This window comes from Bradyrhizobium sp. USDA 372 (assembly GCF_053629095.1).
The window spans coordinates 4,761,754-4,778,641 of the sequence record NZ_JBRJHR010000001.1 but is presented as its reverse complement, the minus strand read 5'-3'; the positions used below and the strand labels follow the sequence as shown (position 1 = coordinate 4,778,641).

Here is a 16,888-nt window from a genome sequence, read left to right as displayed (position 1 = left end):
CTAGAACTTCACCGTTGCCGAGAGAGATACCCGGCGCGCGTCGCCGATAGCAACATTGAGCGCGTTTCCGGTGCTGGACGTATAGTAGACTTTGTCGAACAGGTTCTTGACGTTGAACTGGTAGGTCACCGGCAGATTGTCGATCTGCGTGTCGTAAGTCGCAAAGACATCTGCGACGGTATAAGCCGGCAAGAAGAACTTGTTGGCGGAGTCGCCCGGCCGGTCACCGACATAGTGCGCGCCGCCGCCGAGCCGCAGGCGTCCGGGGAGCGTATCGCCGAAATCGTAGACGAGATAGAGCGAAGCCGTGTTCATCGCAGCATTCAGCAACTTGGCGTTGCCGTTGATGGGATCGTTCTCCAGGCGGGCATCGGTATAGCCGTAGCTTCCGATCATGCTCCACTCATCGCTCAGCTTGCCGGTCACGTCCAACTCGACGCCGCGCGACCGCGCCTTCGCGGACGTTCGTACCAAGACCGTACCGCTAGTAAAAGGGTCGGAGACCAGCACGTTCTTCTTCTCGATGTCGTAAACCGCAAGAGTGCCGGACAGCCGCCTGTTGACATCGAACTTGACGCCAGTCTCCCATTGGGTGCCCTCTTCGGGCAGAATGGTGGAGTCGACGACGAAGCCGATGGGAGCACCGGTGAAGGGCGCGATGGTCGAGGTCGGTTTCAGCGACTGCGTGTAGCTCACATAGTAGGACAGCTGATCGTTCAGCTTGAAGATGACGCCGCCGAGCGGCAGCACCTTGTCGCCCGACAGATTGGTGTTGGTGACGAACACAGGCCGGCCTCTTCCCGCGAGCTGCTCGTATTCCATCCAGCGCACGCCGCCGACCACCGACAGCCAGCTGGTCACGTGGAACGTGTCCTGGGCGAAGAAGCCACGGGTGCCGAGCTTGTCGGTCTGCTCGCTGTCCGTTGCCGAAACGGTCGTTCCCGGTGTGATCAATCCGTAAACGGGGTTGTAAAAATTGAAGCTCGGGGTCGCCTGGCGGATCAAATCGTGGCGGTCGATCGTGCGATACAGCGCCTCGCCCCCGAACAGGATCTCGTTGCGGAAGCCACCCACCCAGACGTCACCCTGCAGATAGGAGGTGCCGTAGCTGGCGTTGCTCAGCGAGTTCCTGGTGCCGTCGTTGCTGCGGGTCTCGACGCCGGTCTTGGCGTTGACGCCGGTGATGCGAAGCTGATTGGCGCTGTAGGTCTCGGTGTTGTAGCTGTAGGCCGCCGTGACCTTCCAATTGTCGTCCAGCTTCTGCTCGACCGAGCCCTGGATCAGGTCGGAGGTGCCCCACATGTTGTTGAAGGGCTCGTCGAGCCGGCGAGTCTTCGGGATCGCCAGCGGCGCGCCGTTGACGAAAGCGGTGCCGCGGTCGAACGGATAGATGAACTCGCGGTGCTCATAGGTGAGCTGGACCGTCGTGGTGTCGCCGTACCAGGCCAGCGAGGGATTCACCAGCATCTCGCGGTGACGGCCGAAATTGCGCCAATAATCTTCGCTGACGCCGTAACCGATGAAACGATAGGCGAGACCGCCGTCGCCGATCGGACCGGTGATGTCGAGCGTACCGTCGGCTCCGTTCCGGTTGTTGGCGTATGTCGAGCCGAGCAGCGTGACCGAGCCGTGCTGATAAAGCTCGGGCCGCTTGCTGATGGTGTTGACGATGCCGCCGGGATCCATGATGCCGTAGAGCAGCGAGGCCGGGCCCTTCAGCACTTCGACGCTCTCGACCGCGGCATTGAGGCTGCGGCCCTGCACCAGCGGCATGCCGTTGCGCATGATCGAGCCGTCGCGGTTGTCGCCGAAGCCGCGGCGGATCACGGCGTCCTGGGTGCCGGCGAGCGTGTTGGTCTGGGTGATGCCGGATATATTGACGAGAGCGTCGTCGATGTTGCGCGGCAGCTGGTCCTTCAACACTTGCGCCGGAACGACGTTGACGGACTGCGAGGTGTCGAGCGGCGAGGCGCCGCTGCGCAGCGTGGTCGCGCTCGGCATTGCACGATAGCCGAGCTTGGCCGCCTGTTGCGCGGCGGCTTCGGCGGCGGCGCGCTCCGACAATGTCGGCACCGCGGGTGCGGGATTGCGGCTGGGTTGGCGGCGCGCGACGGCTTGGTTGCGGCGCGACGACTGATCCGATGCACGGGCCGGCTTCGGCCGCGGCGCCGGCGCTTCAACCGTCACCGGCGGCAGAGCCGATTGCGCCTGAGCGCTCGTGGTGTTGGAGGGGCTTTCGGCAAGCAGCACGGCCGCACCGATGAGAAGACCTGCTCGGCTCTTGCCGGCACGGGTTCGATGGCCGCTGACGCAGCCATCCACGAAGGCACGCACTTTGATTCCACTTCAAGTCAAGAACGTTGAAGTGTGCGCCTGTAACAGTCGCCGCAATCGAAGAGAACCGTAGCCGAGCTTGAATCGCTCTAGTGTTGAATCGTTCTAAGCACCGTGAGGCGCGGGGCAACAATCAGCGATTGACCCCGCAACGATGGCGACACGCTGCACGCGAATTTCGCGGCAACGTGTCGGGACGCCAGCGCGATCTCACGCGATGGCGGGCGCCACCATTTCGTCGAGCTTCCGCTTGAGCGCGGTGCCGTCGGCCAAGGCGCGGAGCGGCGGTCGCACGCGCAGCCAGCTTGCATCGCCGGTCTGCGCCGCAAGGATCGCCTTCAGCGTCGTGAGGAAAGACGGCGATTTCACCACGATGTCGATCGCCGCCTGCATGCGCGCTTCGACGTCCTTGCCCTCAACCATCGCCTTGACCAGCTCCGGCGCAATGTTGGCCATGCCGCAGATGGTGCCGGCGCCGCCGGCGGCGATCGCGCGGGTGATATCGGCTTCGTTGCCGACGGTGATGGCAAGCTCCGGCGCGGCGGCACGGAACGCTTGGAACTGCTTGAAGTCGCCGCTGGAGTCTTTCAGACCGGCGACCACCCTGCCGTAACGTTTGCGCAAGTTCGCAGCGACATGGGTCGGGATCGCAACGCCCGAGATCTGCGGGATGTGATAAAGATAGGCGCGCAGGCGATCGTCGCCGACGCCGTCAATGATCGCAGCGAAGGCGTCCTCGATGCCTTCGGCTGTGACGCTGCGGTCGAAATAGGGCGGCAGCAACAGAACGTGGCGCAGGCCGAACCCGAGCGCGGCGCGCGTCAGCGCGATGCTGTCGCTGATGGCGGGAAAGCCGCCGCCGATTCCGATGCGCTCCGGCGCCACACCGGCCTTGAGGACGGCTTCAACGGTCGCGACGCGTTCGGCAGCATTGAACGAAGTGCCTTCGCCGGTGGTGCCGAACAGCACGACGCCGTCAACGCCCTTGCTGAACAGCTGCTTGGCGTGTGCTGCCAGCTTTGCGGCGTCCACGCTGCCGTCCGCTGCCAGCGGCGTCGCCGACGCCACCCAGAACCCGCGAATCGCCTCCGTCATCACACCACCCTTTGTTGCGGCCGCCAGCTAAGCCTCTGATCCCAAACGATCTTCTCTGCGGGGCGAAGCCTCGTTTTTGCTTTACTTTCCATCTTGTACCTTACATACAAGACGGGTGCAAACCCTTTCCGTCGCGGCGCGTGCGGCGCAGTCGAATCCTAAAGGAGGTCTCGCATGAACATGGTGAGCCCCATTGAGCATCCCGACCAATTGCTCGGCGCGTTGCGCGACAGGCTCGGCGCGGCCGCGGTGCTCGTTGGCACCGATGTGCCGGCGCGCAATTGCAACGACTGGAGCGCGAGCCTGCCGGAGACGCCGCTGGCGGTGATCCGCCCCGTCGATGCGCAGGGCGTTGCCGATGCGATTGCGGCCTGCCGGCAGGCGCATCTGCCGTTCGTGCCGCAGGGCGGCTTGACCGGCCTGTGCCGCGGCGCTTCGCCGGAAGCGGGCTGGGTCGCGATCTCGCTGGAGCGCATGACCGGCATCGAGGAGATCGATCGCGCCTCCGCGACGATGACGGTGAAGGCGGGCACGCCGCTGGAGACGATCCAGAAGGCGGCGGACGAGGCCGGCTTCTTCTTTCCGCTCGATCTCGGCTCGCGCGGCTCCTGCGCGATCGGCGGTAATCTCTCGACCAATGCCGGCGGCAACCGCGTGATCCGCTACGGCATGACGCGCGAGCTGGTGCTTGGCCTCGAAGTGGTGCTGCCCGACGGCACCATCATCACCAGCCTCAACAAGCTGATGAAGAACAATGCCGGTTACGATCTGAAGCATCTGTTCATCGGCTCGGAAGGCACGCTCGGCATCATCACCCGCGTCGTGCTGAAGCTGTTTCCGAAGCCGCGCTCGACCATGGCCGCGCTGTGCGCGCTGAAGGATTACCCGGCCGTGATCGCGCTGCTCGATGCGGCGCGTTCGGGGCTTGGCCCGCTGCTGTCCGCCTTCGAGGTGATGTGGCCCGATTATTGGGACGTGATCACGGCGCGCGCCGGCGTGAAGCCGCCGGTCGCCGCAGGCCACGGTCTCTACGTGCTGGTGGAAGCGCAGGGCACCGACGAGAGTGTCGATGCGCCGCGCTTTGAGAGCTGGCTCGAGGAGCTGATGGAGCGCGGGCTGCTGGCGGATGCCGCGGTGGCGCAGTCGCTGGCGCAGACGCAAGCCTTCTGGCGCGTGCGCGACATCTGCGCCGAGTTCGGCCAGGTGCTCGGCCCGCACATCTCCTACGACATCGGCCTTGCGGTGGCACGGATGGACGAGTTCGTCACGCGCTGCAAGGCGGCGCTCGCTTCCGGCATCAAGGGCTGCGAGAGCGTCTATTACGGCCATATCGGCGACGGCAATCTGCATCTCGTCTCCTGGGTCGCGGGCCTATCCGTCGCGCAGCAGCCGAAGGAGGAGATGGACGCGATCATCTACGGCCTCGTCCGCGAGCTCGGCGGCAGCGTCTCCGCCGAGCACGGCATCGGCACGTTGAAGAAGCAATGGCTGGGCCATGCCAGGAGCGAGGCCGAGATCGCGCTGATGCGGACGCTCAAGGCGGCGCTCGACCCCGATCACCTGCTCAATCCCGGCAAGGTGATCTGAGCGCACCATGCGATCGCTCAAGCTCGATACGCCGAAATCGCTGTCGCAGCGGGTGATGCAGCGGCTGCGCCAGGCCATCATCGACGGAGAGTTTGCGCTTGGAGCGGCCATCTCCGAGGAGATGGTGGCCAATTCCTTCGGCGTCAGCCGCACGCCGGTGCGCGAGGCGATGGGACAGTTGCAGGCGCAGGGGCTCGTCGTGATCCGGCCGCAGGTCGGCAGCTTCGTCTTCACGCCGAGTGCGGACGACATCAACGCGCTCTGCACCTTCCGCATCGCGCTGGAGCCCAAGGCCGCCGAGCTCGCCTTCCGCCACGACCGCGACGGCACACTTGCGACCATGAGCGCCGCGATCGCGGCGATGGAGCCGGCCGTCGCGGCAAAGGACAACATCGCCTATGGCCGCGCCGACACCGCTTTTCACGAAGCGCTGTTCGCCCATTGCGGCAATCGCTATCTCGCCGAATCCTATCAGCTCGTCTCCGGCCGCGTCGCCGCCCTCCGCACCAATTTGACCTCGCCGATCGACGTGCGCACCCGCACCTCCTTCGACGAGCACCGCAAGCTGCTCGATCTGTTCGCACGCGGCGACTTCTCCGCCTTCGGCGAATTGATGACCACGCACATCACGAATTCGGGAATCGTCTACGCCAAGGCGCTGAAGGTGGATGAGCGCGTCTAGTGCTCCTCCTTCGACCCCGGCCTGTCCAGAAAATCCAGCGCGGTGTTGATCTGCTCGAGCTGATGCTCGATTCTGTCGCGATCCTCCACCGACGGCGCCGCTTCCAGCTGCTCCACCAGCTTCTGCTTCCGCATCAGCAAGTTCTCTATGACCGTACCCACGATTCCCCCATCGCCAGAGGCGACGTCACGGACGCCGAAACGATGGAGGCGCGCGCAACCCGGGCCCGCGTCGAACCCGTAACCAGAATGCACGCGGGCACGGTTGGTTCCTGCGGCCGGTCCGACCGGCGCCGGAACCGCATCACCGGACAGCGAGCGGTTGAATTCGCCCGCCCCTCGCCCTATGCGTAGGCGCCATGGACACCCAGATGATCACCGCCGAAAAGCCGCTGATGGCCCAGGCCCGCCCGCGCAAGCCGGCGCCGTTCCTCCCGATGAGCCGCGCCGAGATGGATGCGCTCGGCTGGGACGCCTGCGACATCGTGCTGGTGACCGGGGATGCCTATGTCGACCATCCGAGCTTCGGCATGGCGATCATCGGCCGCCTGCTGGAGGCGCAGGGCTTTCGGGTCGGCATCATCGCGCAGCCCGACTGGCATTCGGCCGAGCCGTTCAGGGCACTCGGCAAGCCAAGGGTGTTCTTCGGCGTCACCGGCGGCAACATGGATTCCATGGTGAACCGCTACACCGCGGACCGGCGCATCCGCAGCGATGATGCCTATACGGCGGGCGGCGAAGGCGGCAAGCGGCCGGACCGGTCGACCGTCGTCTACGCCCAACGCTGCCGCGAGGCGTTCAAGGACGTGCCGATCGTGCTCGGCGGCATCGAGGCCTCGCTGCGCCGGATCGCGCATTACGATTACTGGTCCGACAAGGTGCGCCGCTCGGTGCTGGCGGACGCCAAGGCGGATCTCTTGCTCTACGGCAACGCCGAGCGTGCCGTGGTCGAGGTGGCGCACCGGCTCGCCGCCGGGGAAGCACCGCGCGCGCTCGACGACATCAGGGGCGTGGCGCTGTTCCGCAAGGTCCCGGACGGCTACACCGAGCTGCACGCCGACGATCTCGATTCCGCCGACGAGGGCGCATCGCGCCAGAAGGGTGCCACCGTGATCCGCCTGCCGGCGCTGGAGCAGGTCGAGCAGGACAAGGAAGCCTATGCGCGCGCCTCGCGCGTGCTGCACCGGGAAAGCAATCCCGGCAATGCGCGGCCGCTGGTGCAGCGTCACGGCGACCGCGATCTCTGGCTCAACCCGCCGCCGATCCCGCTGACCACGGAAGAGATGGACGCGGTCTACGATCTGCCCTACGCGCGCGCGCCGCATCCGTCCTATGGCGAGGCACGTATCCCCGCCTGGGAGATGATCAAATTCTCGGTGACGATCATGCGCGGCTGCTTCGGCGGCTGCACCTTCTGCTCGATCACCGAGCACGAGGGCCGCATCATCCAGAACCGCTCGGAGGGCTCGATCCTGCGCGAGATCGAGCGCATCCGCGACAAGACGCCGGGCTTCACCGGCGTCATCTCCGACATCGGCGGCCCCACCGCCAACATGTACCGGATGGCGTGCAAGGACCCGAAGGTCGAGGCGGCGTGCCGCCGGCCGTCCTGCGTCTTCCCGGAGATCTGCCCGAACCTCAACACCTCGCATGACGATCTGATCCGGCTCTATCGCAAGGTGCGCGAGACCCGTGGCATCAAGAAGGTGATGGTGGCCTCCGGCGTGCGCTACGACCTCGCGGTCGAAAGCCCCGAATACATCAAGGAGCTCGTCACCCATCACGTCGGCGGTTACTTGAAGATCGCGCCTGAACATACCGAGCGCGGCCCGCTCGACAAGATGATGAAGCCGGGCATCGGCGCCTACAACAAGTTCAAGCGGATGTTCGATGAAGCGGCCGAACGCGCCGGCAAGAAATATTACCTGATCCCCTATTTCATCGCGGCGCATCCGGGCACGACCGACGAGGACATGATGAACCTCGCGCTGTGGCTGAAGAAGAACCGCTATCGCGCCGACCAGGTGCAGACCTTCCTGCCCTCGCCGATGGCGACCGCGACCGCGATGTACCACACCGGCGTCAACCCCTTGCGCGGCGTGCGCCACGGCGGCAGCGACAAGGTCGAGGCGATCAAGGGCCTGCGCCAGCGCCGCCTGCACAAGGCGTTCCTGCGCTATCACGATCCCGATAATTGGCCGCTGCTGCGCGAGGCCCTGATCGAGATGGGCCGCCGCGACCTGATCGGCGCGCAGCCGCACCAGCTGGTGCCTGCGCACCAGCCGCCCGGCACCGGCAAGGCCGCCGGCACGAAGCGTCCCGTTCGACCCGGCGGCAGGACGCAGAAGTTCACGACCAAGGGCCTGCGGGTGATGAAGTAGCGCGCGAGGGCCGGATCAGGCGCGGTTCGGTTGCGCTTTCGTGCCCTCCCAAACAGAAAGTTCGAAAACAACCCCATGCACAGTAGGCGGGGACAGCAAAATCAACGGCTTGGCGCGGCACACGATCGAATGAGGCGTGACCTCGCCTTAGCCTGTTGATTGAGCACGATCTTTTCGAACAACCGCTGCGCATTCTGCTGATTTTACGAAACGGTTGCTTCGTCGGGCAAAACAGGAGCAGAATGACAGCATCGGAAGGACCGGGATCGGATGCCCCTTCCGTTGCTCAGCGCTGGCTCGTCGAGCTCAGGACTGCGTCGCGCGCAATCCGTTCAGCGGCTCGACGCGCTGCAGGCGGCGGTGCTCCTGATCGCTTGATCACCGGCGGCCCAGCAAGAGCCTGCGACACCCCGCTGCCGGCTTTACCCTAGCCGCACCGCGCTCGAGGTGCTCGCGGCTCGTGGCCCATCTGCGAAGTTGCGTGGGGTCTGACGGAGGTCCGCTCATCGCGGCAGAGCGGACCAGATTTGCCAAACCTGAGTCCTTCACGTTTTGACCCTGAGCGGAAGTCGCTACTGCGCACACGCGTAGTCCGGCGTCGCTGCTGTTGATCCAAGTCAACTATCACCCATCCTTTGGCTTCACACTACTTCGGTCGTCCTCTCCCTCCCGATCCTGCAGAAGGCCTTCTGAAGGTTCGGCACCAAAGTGAGAGATTGCTCATGATAACAATCCCAGAACTGACGTCTCAGGCGCTCGGTGCGTTCCTGATCTCGGAGACAAGTGGTCGCTTCGGCTCGTCCCACGCCAGCTTGCCGGAATTGCTCCCCTATGCAGCAAAGCTGGCCCTGGAATGTATTGGTAACAGCGATGCACTCTACCACAACGTCGAACACACCTTGTTGGTCACACTGGTGGGACACGACATCCTGATCGGGCGCTCCCTTCTTAGGCCAACGACGGCCAGCGACTATGCTCACTTCATCCTGGCGTGCCTGCTTCACGACATTGGCTACGTTCGGGGAATAGTTCACGGAGACCAGGACGGTGCCTATGTGGTTGATGGTACTGGCCGAACGGTCGAATTGCCAGTCGGCTCCTCCGATGCAGCGCTTGCGCCCTATCATGTCGACCGCTCAAAATTATTCACCGTGGAGCGTCTTGACGCAGTTGACGAAATTGACGCCGCTCGCGTTGCTCGAGCCATCGAATACACTCGTTTTCCTTATGCAGACGCATCAGCGAATGAACTCAAGGATGATCTTGACGAAGAGGAGGGTTTGTTGCTTCGCGCCGCCGACCTGATCGGTCAGCTCGGCGATCCGAACTACATGAAGAAATCAAATGCGCTGTTCTACGAGTTCGAGGAGATAGGACTCAACAAATCGCTCGGATACACCACGCCCGCGGACGTGGTGTACAAATATCCTCAGTTCTACTGGACCAAGGTCGCACCGCACATCCAAACTGCCGTCCGCTATTTGAATGTAACCTCGAGCGGAAGACAATGGATCGGCAGTCTCTATGGGAATGTCCTGCGTGCTGAGCGAGAGGTCGGACTTTCTGGTCCGGAACTGTAGGCGTTCCAATAGCGTGATTTCGAGTGGATCCCGATCAATTCTCCGACGCTCAAAACCGACAATACCTGACTTAGACGGTGGCTCCAGTCGGGTCCCGGTGTTCGGCGCGTTTGCTCCTGGCCCATCGGCGAAGTTGCACCTCGGCGGTCGGTAGTCCGCTCATTGAACCAGAGCGGACCAGATTAGCTCAACCTGAGTTCTTCACGTTTTGACCCTGGCTGTGTGAAAAGCCACGAGTCGGTTACGATTCCTCCGTTTTCTGATGGAGGATACGGATGGGACGCTTCGTTGAAGGCGCGGACAGATCCCAGCTGACGCTCTTGCCGGAATGCCTGGAGGATTGGGTAAGTGAGGACAACACGGTCCATGTGATCGATGCGTTCGTCGAAGCGCTCGACCTGCATGGACTGGGGTTTGAGCGTGTGATCGCCAAGGAGACGGGCCGGCCTTCCTATCATCCGGCAGTGCTTCTGAAGCTTTACATCTACGGTTATCTCAATCGGGTGCAATCCAGTCGCCGCCTGGAACGTGAGGCGTGCCGCAATATCGAGGTGATGTGGCTGATCGGCCGCCTGGCTCCCGATCACAAGACGATCGCCGATTTCCGGAAGGACAATGGTGCGGCGCTTCGGAAGGTTTGTGCGAAGTTCATTGCACTATGCCGGCAAATGGGCCTGTTGCAGACCTCAAGCGTCGCAATCGACGGCAGCAAGTTCAAGGCGGTGAACAACCGCGACCGCAACTTCACGCATGCCAAGATGGCGAGGCGGATGGCGCAGATCGAGGAAAGCGTCGGTCGATATCTGCGTCAACTCGATAGCGCCGATCGGCAGGAGCCATCGGAAGCGATCAGCATCAAGACGACGAGGATTAAGGAAAAGATCGCTCGGCTGAAGCAGGAGATGGGCCGCCTGGAAGTGCTCGATGCGCAGATGCGCAACACGCCGGATCAACAGATATCGCTCACCGATCCGGATGCCCGTTCGATGGCCACCAGTGGACGCGGATCAGGTGTCGTCGGCTACAATGTCCAGGTCGCGGTGGACACCGAACACCACCTGATTGTTACGCATGAGGTCATCAACGTCGGCAACGACCGTGGGCAGCTTGCTCGGATGTCGAAGCAAGCCAAAGAAGTGCTCGAAGTGGACAAACTGGAGGCGGTCGCCGACCGTGGCTACTTCGACGGAGAGGAGATATTGGCCTGCAAAGAGGCTGGCGTTGCAGTCACGCTGCCCAAGCCCATGACGTCGAACGCCAAGGCGGAGGGTCGGTTCGGCAAACAGGACTTCGCCTATCTACCTGACGAGGACGTCTACCGTTGCCCGTCCGGCCAGGTGCTGCCCTATCGCTATACCAACATCGAGCATGGAATGACGCTGCGCCGTTACTGGTCGACAGCAGCGTGCCAAGGCTGCGCAATCAAGAGCCAATGTACGCCGTCCAAGGAGCGCCGCATCACACGCTGGGAGCATGAGCATGTGGTCGAGGAGGTCCAGAGACGGCTCGATTCCGACCCCGACGCCATGCGGAGGCGGCGCGAGACGGTCGAGCATCCCTTCGGCACGATCAAGGCCCGTATGGGGGCGACCCACTTCCTGATGAAGCGCCTACGGAACGTCGCCGCCGAAATGGCGCTGCACGTTCTCGCCTATAACCTCACACGGGTGATGAACATCGTCGGCAAACCGCGCCTGATTGCAGCCATCCGCGCCGCCTGAAGCCCGGAAAGTACGTCCAAAAGCGCAATACCGCCTCGCGATACCCGCTTTGGCCGTCATTGGGCGATCCGACGCGAGAACCTCAGCCGCCTGCAGTGATTGGCGACCCACGGCCGCGTGCCGACCATCCGTTTGCACACAGCCAAGACCCAAAGCGGACCGGACTCGGCGACAGATCGTCACCAATATCTAAAGCCAAACCAAGCAGCCGGTCCTTGCCGCGCCGCCAGAAGGATCGGCGGCTCCGCATGCCGTCTTCCAGCATATTTCCTGCTCGGTTGTCGCTTCCGCTGTTCAAGCGATGCTGCGCGATGCGACCCGGGCAGAGGCAGCCGCGCAAATGCGTCGCGCACTCTGGCATCATTATTAGGACCGGCCGGTACAGTGCCAGGCGGCGCCGGAGGGTTCGTGTCCCATGGCGCAGGTGTCGGCGCCGCAAGACTCGCCTGTGTTGTGTCGAAGACGACGAGCGCGGGTAATTTCCGCTCCGAGTGGATGTGTATGACAGGCGGACTAGCTGCCGCTCTTTGGGCGACGGGCGAGGTTGGCAGATAGAAGCCCGCGATCAACAGCAGCGCGAGCAACACGGCGCCGACGTTGCGGAAATAGGCCAACAAAGGCATCTGTCGCTCCGCACCCTCAAACTACTCGGGCTCAATGCGCGACGCACGTTGAACAAAGGCCGGGCCCTCCCGGGAGCAGATTGCTCGTCGTAAGACCCTGCCATCTTCGGCCTGAGCGCGAGTTGCGCTCAACCATCCTGCTTCACCTTAGCGACCAGCCCCAATGCGATTGACGCCGCCATTTGCATTGCCACCGACATTATGACGGACCGCAGCGCGAGCCACCGGTCGGGGCCTCAGCACCACTCCCGCGCGCGCAACGCAACCGGCGGGATAGCCGACGTACGTGCAGTACACGACCGCACCTGCCGGCTTGCTGCTGAACGTTGCGCCCGCAATTCCCAGCAACGCGCTGCATGCGAGGCCCGCGAATGCAAGTTTTGTAAGAGAGGGAAACTGCAGCATCGGAGCCTCCTGATCTCACGAGGCTTGATCGCATGCCGTCGGCTGCGATCAGCGCCTGACATTGTGAGGCTGCCGACGCATAGCGGCCTTTGATCCAGGTCAAGCCCTGAGGCCGATTTGCGATGTCGGCGACTCGCGAAAGGAGAGACACCAATATTGTCCCATCGGTGCACACTGGGGCAGCCGAGGCTACTTCCATTACGAAGACCGCGCGGCGCTGTCCTGCTCCTCGGCAGGCCAAGCGACAATGCCGGATGCTGGAAATGGCCCGCGGGGAAGGTGGGGACTTATCGAAAATGGCGAGGCCTTCCAACTCCGACATCTTCCTGTCGCTGGGCGTGACAGGCTACATTGTTGCATTCTGATCCTGGGGGCGCGGAATGCTGCGACGGGATTTTCTTGGCTTGATCTGCGGCGCGGCAGCATGGTCGCACTCGGCCCGGGCGCAGCGGTCGAACCCGCTAGGCTCTCTCGAACTAACCGAGCCTAGTGGAAAGCCGGTTCACATCAACATTGCGCTGGTGACCTTCGTCCGATCTGACACGCATATTTCAGGTGCTAACGCCGAACTAGGTCTCGCAAGCGGGAAATCTCAAGGCGTCCGGGAGAACGTCGACGAGGTCATGCAGTTGATCATGACATTACATCGCGGCGAAATGTCCTGGATCAAACTGACTGAACCGAACGGCAAGCTCATCCACATCAACGTGTCACAAGTAACGACCGTCAGGTTTGAAGATCGAATTCCGGGCGCAAATGCCGAACTTGGTTTCGCGAGTGGAAAGCTTCAGGGCGTGCGGGAAAGTGTCGATGATGTCATGCGACTGATCACGGTCGTCGCAGGGCAGAAAGGGAAATCGCCATGACCCTGCGCGACGTCTCTACTCTGCGACCGATTTGCGATCGAACTAATCGCAGCCCGTGATGCGCTTCACCGCCTTCGCGTACTTCATGTGAAGCGAACCGAGAGGCTCATCCGAAGGTGCATTGCGAACGAGGAGGCGATCCGAATCGATGCATGTCTGGAGGTCGAGCTGAATGTGCGAGCAGGATCCCAGGGCGTTCTTCTCGGCCTCCTCCCTTGATGCTCCAAATCCAACAAAAGTCTGCACACGCCCGGCCTCGGTGTCGACCGCGGATACAACCGTGACTTCCGAAATGTAGTAGGACGAGCACGGGGCGGCGAGCACCTCAGCGGAAAGCCCAAGCAATCCAAGACTGAGTGCGCCGAACGAAACTGCTTTCATGTTCGCTCCTGTACAGCGAAGCCCACAATGGCGACTGGTCGCATCATTGTGCTTATCCTTACGGTTCGAATGCCGACTTCCAATCGAACGATTCAGTGCGGGATAACCGTTGACCTAAATCAAACCGGCAGCGGGCACACTGGCGTAGGCCGGAATCAGTCGCGTGAGGGCGCAAGTCCACGTGAGCGCGTTCGCGGGTAAGTGCGCGTCCACGGCAGCACGCCGCAGACCAAGTGCGCTCGTTGGCCAGTTTCGCGAGACTGCGCGTTCGGAGTTCCCGTGAGATGACGCCAACCTGGTATGTCACTTTTGAGAGTCGTCCGCGCATCCTGCGCGCAAGAAGGCGAAGCCCACGCGAAACCAGAACTTTCGCAACCGAAGGCGAAGCCAAGATCTTTGCGCGCTCAAAGGTCGAGGAAGGGCTGATTGTATCAACGGGAACGATCAATCCGTATCTGCCGCGGCGGCATATCCCGTCCAGTCAAGTTCACCAGTGGCTTTCCGAAGGGCAGGAGGATTCCGTCGAATCCGCGCCGCTTCCTGACAACGAATGAGCGCTGTGACGCGCACGCGCCGTGGAGGATATCGCTTGGGTGTTGCCATTTTATTACATGGGCATAAGGCGGTCACGACTAAACTCGCGATTGTTATGAAGTACTTATGCACGAATACGTGCACAGGGTTATCAATCAACAACAAGGGATACGGAGACAATCTCATGAGGAAACTCCTGGTAGCCGCTGTCAGCGTGGCATCCATGGGCCTGGCTGCCCCTGCATCGGCTGCCGACATGGCCGTCAAGGCCCCGCCACCAGCACCGGTCGTGACGATCTACAACTGGAGCGGGTTCTACATCGGCGCTAACGGCGGTTGGGGACGAGCCGAAAGCTGCGTGGATTTCGTGACGCTCGCCGGGACAGTGGCGGCCGGTTGTGCTGATCGCAACGGTGGTCTGATCGGTGGTCAGATCGGCTATCGCTGGCAGACCAATCAGTTCGTCTTCGGCCTCGAAGCACAGGGCGATTGGGCCGACATTGAGAGAACGCGTGTGAGCCTGGTCGATCCGCTCATTTCGACCACGGGCAAAACCGATGGCATCGGCCTTTTCACGGGCCAACTCGGTTGGGCATGGAATGCGTCGCTGTTCTACGTGAAGGGTGGCGCGGCCGTCACTCACAATCGCTTTGACATCTTCAACAACGTCACCGGTGTCGGCCTCGCCTCGGCTGGCCACACGCGCTGGGGCGGTGCCCTTGGTGTCGGCTGGGAATATGGCTTTGCACCGAACTGGTCGTTCGGCGTGGAATACGACCATCTCTGGATGGGGCGCGACAACGGTACCTTCGCCGGCGTGGTCACGCCCGGAGGCTTGACGCTTACGGGCAGCGGGGTCAGCCAGGACGTCGATATGATCACCCTACGGCTCAACTATCGCTTCGGCGGTTACACGGCCCCGGTCGCAGCACGTTACTAGTCCACGAGCGGTACCCGGCAGCTGGCCCCGGGGTTTCCCCCGGGGCCTTCTGTTGTTCGTATGACGAACGCCGCGTCGCGCTGTGCTGCGATGAAAGGTCGAGGGCCGCGCGTCCGAATGGGGGCCCAAGAACGGACATGTCGGAGTTCGCGCCTGACCTGTGCGCCACAATTCTTTCTCCAAGTCTTCTTTCTCCAAGTCTCTTGACTTGAATCAACGTGACATCGTCCTGCCGACGATTGTTTGCGCGGTGCCTGGGGGCCACTTACCAAGGAGGTCGCCGATGATGAAGATCGTAGTGATCGGAACAGTTGCACTCCTTCTTGCCGCACCGTCGATTGCCAGGGCGCAAGCTAACTCCGCTGCAACGCCAGAACGGCTCAACGCAGTAGACCGAAATACCCTGATGGACATGCGGATCGATTTGACCAAGGCTGCCTTGCAGCTGACACCTGACCAGGAAAAACTCTGGCCGCCTGTCGAGAGTGCCATTCGTGCCAGGGCGGAGGATCGGAAAGCCCGGGTTGCAAAGATTTCGGAAACAGTGGGTCGACGGACCGACCAAAATGCCGTCGAAACCATCCGCAATCGTGACCCCATCGCCTTCTTGCAGCGACGCTCGGAGGCATTGGCGCAACGATCAGCCGATTTGGATAAGCTCGCCGAGGCGTGGCAGCCACTTTACAAGACCCTCAATCCCGAACAGAGGCAGCGCATGGGGGCCCTGGCGGTCCTTGTACTTCACGACATGAGTGATGTCGTGGAGCGACGTCGTGCGCAGGCCGACGACGAAGACTGAATTGATTCAGACCTGCCGCGTGATGGTCTGAACATGCGCGGCTAACTGACTTTAGGCCTGGGTGATGTCCCATTTGCCAAAGCCGACATCCCCCGGGCCCACGTCTACGGTCATGGGTCTTGGAGCGCCAATGATTGGGAAGTCACCCCATCGAGCCGTACGTGCACGGTACTGACAGAGTTGGCAGGCTCGTCCACTTAGCTCTGGCGAAAAGCTCGCTCAAAGAATAGCAGCGAAACACTGTTCGCGGCGATGCGGCGGAGGAGATGAAAGCGGATTTCGCGCTCCCGCCGTTGCTTACCTGTTGCGTCAGCGTTGGTGCCTCGTTGAGACACAACAAGCGGAGGAACCGTTGATCTAGCGCAACGCACGCTTCGAAGAGGAGGTTGAATCATCGGGCCGGGGCAGGAAGCGGTGGAGTAAGGTCCATGATGCAGATGAATGTACGAAACGTTGCATTAGCAGCCTCGACGTTCACTTGTGCGATGCTGCTCTCCTTCAGTTGGTCCGAGCAAGGCGGCGCTTCGCTTTCGACCGATAGCGCACAAGCACGGGTCGGTCGTCCCCTGACACCCGTGAGCGTTGCGGGTGTTGCACGCCGACAAAACCGGCGGGCTGCATATGGATACGGGGCGGGCGTCGTCGGCGCCGGCGTAGGCGCTGCAGCGGTTGGCACCGCCGCCGCAGTTGCGGCCACCCAACCCTGGAACTGGGGTGGTACCGGATACTATGGCAGGCCATACGTGGGCAGCGGCGCATTGGCGGCCAACGCCTATTATGGCGGTCCGATTGAAACCAGTCCCTACTATCTCCAAAAGGCCTACCCGGCGAATGGCCCCTGGTATGGCTTTAGCGGATGGGCCGACTACAAGGCTCGCGGCGGCATTGTCTGCGATCCCGGCACCATGATCAAAGGCCCTGATGGCCTGATGCATGTCTGTCAGTAAAACTTGAACGCGGC

At 62.4% G+C, this 16,888-nt stretch carries 15 protein-coding genes; 10 read left to right on the top strand and 5 right to left on the bottom strand.

Translation table 11 applies throughout. From position 1 onward, the window contains the following. On the bottom strand, positions 1–2,340 hold the full coding sequence (locus AB7M16_RS22520) for a TonB-dependent siderophore receptor (RefSeq protein ID WP_453947243.1): 2,340 nt from the start codon (positions 2,338–2,340) through the stop codon (positions 1–3). Between the two features lie 204 nt (positions 2,341–2,544). Further along, positions 2,545–3,429 carry a dihydrodipicolinate synthase family protein gene (locus tag AB7M16_RS22515; RefSeq protein ID WP_453945266.1) on the bottom strand — a complete coding sequence of 295 codons (885 nt, stop codon included), beginning with the start codon at positions 3,427–3,429 and terminating at the stop codon, positions 2,545–2,547. A gap of 174 nt (positions 3,430–3,603) precedes the next feature. On the opposite strand from AB7M16_RS22515, the gene AB7M16_RS22510 reads away from it, so the two are divergent. Then, positions 3,604–5,016 carry an FAD-binding oxidoreductase gene (locus AB7M16_RS22510; protein WP_453945265.1) on the top strand — a complete coding sequence of 471 codons (1,413 nt, stop codon included), beginning with the start codon at positions 3,604–3,606 and terminating at the stop codon, positions 5,014–5,016. Positions 5,017–5,023: 7 nt separating this feature from the next. Beyond that, positions 5,024–5,698, top strand: a complete 675-nt coding sequence (locus AB7M16_RS22505) for a GntR family transcriptional regulator (RefSeq protein ID WP_453945264.1) — start codon at positions 5,024–5,026, stop codon at positions 5,696–5,698. Here the strand turns inward: AB7M16_RS22505 and AB7M16_RS22500 are convergent. Further along, positions 5,695–5,832: a hypothetical protein gene (locus AB7M16_RS22500; protein WP_453945263.1), complete on the bottom strand. Its 138-nt coding sequence runs from the start codon at positions 5,830–5,832 to the stop codon at positions 5,695–5,697. The genes AB7M16_RS22505 and AB7M16_RS22500 overlap by 4 nt on opposite strands. A gap of 224 nt (positions 5,833–6,056) precedes the next feature. On the opposite strand from AB7M16_RS22500, the gene AB7M16_RS22495 reads away from it, so the two are divergent. From AB7M16_RS22495 to AB7M16_RS22485, 3 genes are all read left to right on the top strand, one after another. Further along, positions 6,057–8,078: a YgiQ family radical SAM protein gene (locus AB7M16_RS22495; RefSeq protein ID WP_453945262.1), complete on the top strand. Its 2,022-nt coding sequence runs from the start codon at positions 6,057–6,059 to the stop codon at positions 8,076–8,078. 722 nt (positions 8,079–8,800) lie between these two features. After that, entirely contained in the window at positions 8,801–9,658 is an 858-nt protein-coding gene (locus AB7M16_RS22490; RefSeq protein ID WP_172785208.1) for an HD domain-containing protein, read from the top strand. Positions 9,659–9,933: 275 nt separating this feature from the next. After that, positions 9,934–11,379 (top strand): IS1182 family transposase, encoded by a 1,446-nt coding sequence (locus AB7M16_RS22485; RefSeq protein ID WP_453942833.1) that lies wholly within the window; start codon positions 9,934–9,936, stop codon positions 11,377–11,379. A 770-nt stretch (positions 11,380–12,149) separates the two neighbouring features. Here the strand turns inward: AB7M16_RS22485 and AB7M16_RS22480 are convergent. After that, positions 12,150–12,407, bottom strand: coding sequence for a hypothetical protein (locus tag AB7M16_RS22480; RefSeq protein ID WP_246571937.1), 258 nt, complete (start codon positions 12,405–12,407; stop codon positions 12,150–12,152). A gap of 380 nt (positions 12,408–12,787) precedes the next feature. On the opposite strand from AB7M16_RS22480, the gene AB7M16_RS22475 reads away from it, so the two are divergent. Continuing rightward, the gene (locus AB7M16_RS22475; RefSeq protein WP_212259556.1) at positions 12,788–13,273 is read left to right on the top strand and encodes a hypothetical protein; all 486 of its coding nucleotides are present in this window, start codon (positions 12,788–12,790) and stop codon (positions 13,271–13,273) included. A 42-nt stretch (positions 13,274–13,315) separates the two neighbouring features. Here the strand turns inward: AB7M16_RS22475 and AB7M16_RS22470 are convergent, their stop codons facing one another. Next, positions 13,316–13,654: a hypothetical protein gene (locus tag AB7M16_RS22470; RefSeq protein WP_453945261.1), complete on the bottom strand. Its 339-nt coding sequence runs from the start codon at positions 13,652–13,654 to the stop codon at positions 13,316–13,318. A gap of 284 nt (positions 13,655–13,938) precedes the next feature. Here AB7M16_RS22470 and AB7M16_RS22465 point away from each other — a divergent pair, with 284 nt between their 5' ends. The 4 genes from AB7M16_RS22465 to AB7M16_RS22450 all read left to right on the top strand — a co-directional run bounded on the left by AB7M16_RS22465 (position 13,939) and on the right by AB7M16_RS22450 (position 16,874). Then, a complete protein-coding gene (locus AB7M16_RS22465) occupies positions 13,939–14,208 on the top strand; it encodes a hypothetical protein (protein WP_453945260.1) in 270 nt (89 codons plus the stop codon). 164 nt (positions 14,209–14,372) lie between these two features. Continuing rightward, a complete protein-coding gene (locus tag AB7M16_RS22460) occupies positions 14,373–15,128 on the top strand; it encodes an outer membrane protein (protein WP_212259558.1) in 756 nt (251 codons plus the stop codon). A gap of 283 nt (positions 15,129–15,411) precedes the next feature. Continuing rightward, positions 15,412–15,927: a Spy/CpxP family protein refolding chaperone gene (locus AB7M16_RS22455; protein ID WP_439365531.1), complete on the top strand. Its 516-nt coding sequence runs from the start codon at positions 15,412–15,414 to the stop codon at positions 15,925–15,927. Positions 15,928–16,355: 428 nt separating this feature from the next. Further along, entirely contained in the window at positions 16,356–16,874 is a 519-nt protein-coding gene (locus tag AB7M16_RS22450; protein WP_246571939.1) for a hypothetical protein, read from the top strand. Positions 16,875–16,888: the final 14 nt, after the last annotated feature.